1 protein-coding gene is annotated in these 514 nt (G+C 33.1%); it reads left to right on the forward strand.

Annotated elements, in window-relative coordinates; translation table 11 throughout:
* On the forward strand, window positions 1-514 hold a 514-nt coding region (locus LD28_RS23455; RefSeq protein WP_033137393.1), incomplete at both ends, for a hypothetical protein.

Here is a 514-nt window from a genome sequence, read left to right on the forward strand (position 1 = left end):
GATAAATATAATGAATTCACAGTTCATGTACTTCAATCAAAAAGCATTATTAATAATCATCTCTCTGCTTTCCACAAATTAGAGCCGTCACAATTAGTCAAGCAACACTTGGATAGAAACCAGGGCATAATAAATGCTCGATTAAATAAATTCTCAAACATGATCCAAGGGCAATTAAATGGCCTGTCTGAACAGTGGGATAATGATATTAAAAATGATAGAAGTATATATTATAGCGATGCGATAAAAATTCTTGATGCGGTAAATGATGGTAGTGAGGTTGAAACTGCACTAAACACAATTGATAGCATTTATTTGAACCTATTAGACTCATTAAACTTCAAATATCAATCAATCATGAAGATTTTAGATAGAATGTCTGAAGGTGTAAATCTTGAGTCTGCTTTTTCTATCTCAGAAGAAGAACGTGAGTTTTTTGAAGCGAAAACAACTGAGCTTAATGCATTAGCACAACTTGGGATTAGTGTGGAGATCATATCTCATGAGCTAGAAG

The organism is Aeromonas finlandensis, from assembly GCF_000764645.1.
GTDB classification, from domain to species: Bacteria; Pseudomonadota; Gammaproteobacteria; order Enterobacterales; family Aeromonadaceae; genus Aeromonas; species Aeromonas finlandensis.